The sequence below is a fragment of the Rhodoferax sp. UBA5149 genome, assembly GCF_002413825.1.
GTDB lineage: Bacteria > Pseudomonadota > Gammaproteobacteria > Burkholderiales > Burkholderiaceae_C > Rhodoferax.
Genome location: NZ_DHXT01000042.1, coordinates 2963 through 5466 on the forward strand (window position 1 = coordinate 2963; position 2504 = coordinate 5466).

2 protein-coding genes are annotated in these 2504 nt (G+C 63.4%); one reads left to right on the forward strand and one right to left on the reverse strand.

All coding sequences use genetic code 11. The features are described from left to right. Positions 1–700, reverse strand: a 700-nt coding sequence (locus tag B3V69_RS03110) for a tryptophanase (RefSeq protein WP_296443698.1), incomplete at its 3' end; no start/stop codon positions are given. A gap of 959 nt (positions 701–1659) precedes the next feature. Here B3V69_RS03110 and B3V69_RS03115 point away from each other — a divergent pair. Then, positions 1660–2504 (forward strand): c-type cytochrome (locus tag B3V69_RS03115; protein ID WP_414707459.1); only part of this gene is annotated, 845 nt, incomplete at its 3' end.

Here is a 2504-nt window from a genome sequence, read left to right on the forward strand (position 1 = left end):
TTTCGTAGCCCGGCTCGCGCATCTTGATGAACATGGCGTTTTCCGCGAAACGGCAGACGTCCATGATGAAAGGCTTGCCATGCTGTTTGAGCAGGGCCGCGTAGGCCCGGATGTTGGCCATGGACACCGGCTGACCGCCGCCGGTGTTGTTGGTCACGGTCATCATGCCAAAGGGGATGCGCTCGCCCTGGGTCTTGAGCAGCGCCTCGACCCGCTGCAAATCAATATTGCCCTTGAAAGGGTAGATCAGCGCCGGCTGCAAGCCTTCGGGAATGACCAGATCCACGGCCTCGACGCCGATGTATTCCAGGTTGGCGCGGGTCGTGTCGAAATGAGAGTTATTGGGCACCAGGTCGCCCTTTTTGCAGACGGCGGTGAACAGCACCTTCTCGGCCGCGCGCCCCTGGTGGGTCGGCACGAAATGCTGCATGCCGGTGATGCCCTGGATCACCGCCTCCAGCCGGTAGAAGCTGCGCGCCCCGGCGTAGCTCTCGTCGCCCTCCATGATGGCGCCCCATTGGCGGGACGACATGGCGCCGGTGCCGGAATCGGTCAACCAGTCGATCAGCACATCCTCGGCGCGCAGCTTGAAGACATTGAGTTTGGCCGCTTCGAGCATTTGCTCGCGCTCAGACCGCGTGGTCATGCGGATCGGCTCGATGCTTTTGATGCGAAAGGGCTCAATCAGGGTTTTAGGCATGGCAGTCGCGTGAAAGTGGATGGCTAGGGCGTGAAGGTATCACCGCCGAAATTACCGTGGTGTCGGGTATTTCCAACAGATCGAAAAAATTTCGGGCGGCACCGGCGCATGATCTTCGTCTGGCGCTGTGACTTTAGATAAAAAATGCCGCTAGCCCTCGTGGAATATGCGTAAGAAGCTACTAAATTTGTAGCAAATGACCTTTCAAAAAGTGCCCGAGCGCTTATCGGCGCAAAATTTGGTCCCTCCTTTCTCCATTCAAACCTCGCTCCATGTTTCGATCCTTCGCTCGCGTCCTGATCATCGCCCTGTGCGGATGGCCGCCCCTCCATGCGGTGTTGGCCGCCCCGTTCGAAGACAGCATGGCCCAGCGTACGCTGGCCTGTACGGCCTGCCACGACAAACAAGGCCATGCCGGCCCTGGCGGCTATTACCCGCGACTGGCGGGCAAACCAGCCAGCTACCTCTACAACCAGCTCTTGAATTTTCGGGATGGCCGGCGTCATTACGACCTGATGACGGGCCTGCTGGAGCCACTGTCCGACGCCTATTTGCGGGAGATCGCGCAGTACTTCTCGCAGCTGGATCTGCCCTACCCGCCGCCCGCGCCCGCCACAGCGCCGAAAGTGCTGCTGGAGCGGGGCCGGCTGCTGGTGACACAGGGCGATGCAAGCCGCAAAATACCGGCTTGCGTTCAGTGTCACGGCCGAGCGCTGACCGGGGTGCTACCCAACATCCCGGGTCTGCTGGGCCTGCCACGGGACTACCTGAACGCCCAACTCGGCGCCTGGCAAACCAGGCAGCGGCGCGCCCAGGCGCCCGACTGCATGGCGCCCATAGCGCAACGACTGACGCCGCAGGACGTGAGCGCCGTTGCCCACTGGCTGGCCTCACAGCCCTTGCCCGCCAACACCAAGCCTCTGCCAACCCCGCCACCAGCGCCCCCCAACACGCCTTCCATCCACTGCGGCAGCGCGCCCGCGCTCGCCACGGCAAGCACCACCGTGGTGAACCCCACCCCTGCGTCGGCGCTGATCGCCCAAGGCGCCTACCTGGCCCGCGCTGGCAACTGCATGGCCTGCCACACCACGCGTGGCGGACCACCGTTCGCCGGTGGTCGCGGTATTCGCACCCCCTTTGGCACGGTGTTTTCCAGCAACCTCACGTCCGACACCAGCACGGGCATCGGCAGTTGGTCATCCAACGATTTCTGGCAGGCGATGCATCACGGCCGATCTAAAGACGGGCGCTTGCTGAATCCGGCCTTTCCCTACACCAGCTTCACCCACATCACGCGGGCGGACTCGGATGCGCTGCACGCCTACCTGAAAACGGTGCCGCCCATCCGGCAGTCCAACATCGCCCACGCGATGCGCTGGCCTTTTGGTACGCAATTTGCGCTGGCCGCGTGGCGCGCGCTGTACTTCACGCCCGGGGTGTACCAGGCCGACACGACCCAGACCGCCGACTGGAACCGGGGCGCCTACCTGGTCCGCGGCTTGGGCCACTGCGGCGACTGCCACACCCCCCGCAACGCGCTGGGCGCAGCGAAAGAAAAGTTCGATCTGGCGGGCGGCCTGATTCCGATGCAAAACTGGTATGCACCCTCATTGCGCACCAGCGACGAGGCTGGCGTGTCGGGCGTGTCGGGCGGGAACCCGCAATACACCGCGGAGCTGCTCAAGACGGGCGTCCACCCCGGCGGCGCTGCGACCGGCCCGATGGCTGAGGTGGTTCGAGGCAGCACGCAATACCTGTCAGACGACGACCTGCGCGCGATGACGGTATTTCTGAATTCCTTGTC